At 63.4% G+C, this 992-nt stretch carries 2 protein-coding genes and 1 pseudogene; all 3 read left to right on the forward strand.

All coding sequences use genetic code 11. The annotated features are described in order from the left end of the window. A partial coding sequence (gene rpsF, locus ENZ74_RS32900; protein WP_127313343.1) for a 30S ribosomal protein S6 occupies positions 1-429 on the forward strand: 429 nt, incomplete at its 5' end. Further along, positions 429-677 carry a 30S ribosomal protein S18 gene (rpsR, locus tag ENZ74_RS32905; RefSeq protein ID WP_006203718.1) on the forward strand — a complete coding sequence of 83 codons (249 nt, stop codon included), beginning with the start codon at positions 429-431 and terminating at the stop codon, positions 675-677. The genes rpsF and rpsR, both read left to right, overlap by 1 nt. Positions 678-895: 218 nt before the next feature. Further along, positions 896-992 (forward strand): annotated as a pseudogene (locus ENZ74_RS32910) (50S ribosomal protein L9); the annotation flags it as partial.

Genomic DNA, 992 nt, shown 5'->3' on the forward strand with positions numbered 1-992 from the left:
CAGTACAAGGGTGTCATCTCCGCAAATGGCGGGTCCGTCGGCCGGGTCGAGAACTGGGGACTGAAGTCCCTCACCTACCGGGTCAACAAGAACCGGAAGGCTTACTACACGCTGATGGACCTGAATTGCCCGGCGGCCGCGCTCAACGAGATGGAGCGCCAGATGGGCCTGTCCGAAGACGTGCTGCGTTTCCTGACCATCAAGGTCGAGGCGCATGAGGAAGGCCCGTCGGCCATGATGCAGAAGCGCGAAGAGCGCTCGGAACGCGGCGGCTTCGGCGACCGTGACCGTGGCGATCGTGGTCCGCGTTCGTTCGGCGATCGTGATCGCGGCGACCGTGGCGATCGTCCGCCGCGCTCGTTCGGCGACGCCGGTGCCGATCGTGGTCCGCGCCGTCCGCGCGAAGGCTTTGAAGGGGGTGCAGAATAATGGTCGACATCAATCAGATCCCGACCCGGCGCCCGTTCCATCGCCGCCGCAAGACCTGCCCGTTCTCCGGCGCCAACGCGCCCAAGATCGACTACAAGGACGTGCGTCTGCTGCAGCGCTACATTTCCGAGCGTGGCAAGATCGTGCCGTCGCGCATCACCGCCGTCAGCCAGAAGAAGCAGCGCGAACTCGCCAAGGCGATCAAGCGCGCCCGCTTCCTCGGCCTGCTGCCCTACGTGGTTCGCTAATATCTCAAATGCGGGCGGTTCGCCGCCCGCTCTTCTCCCACGGCGACGGGCGCCGCAGGGTTGAACATCAAATCCCGGGTTGAGGTCAAAACCTCTAACTGCCGCACAGGCAGGACAGCGACACCAGCGCCAAAGGCGCTCAAGCTTCCTGACCTGTTCCCAAGACATTCGGCGCCGATCTCATCGATCGATTGGCGTCCAACCAAAGGAACAAATCCATGGACGTCATTCTTCTCGAACGCGTTTCCCGCCTCGGCCAGATGGGCGATACCGTCAAGGTCAAGGACGGCTTCGCCCGTAACTTCCTGCTGCCGC

Origin of the sequence: Mesorhizobium sp. M7A.F.Ca.CA.002.15.2.1 (assembly GCF_003998715.1) — a bacterium.
Lineage (GTDB): Bacteria > Pseudomonadota > Alphaproteobacteria > Rhizobiales > Rhizobiaceae > Mesorhizobium > Mesorhizobium ciceri.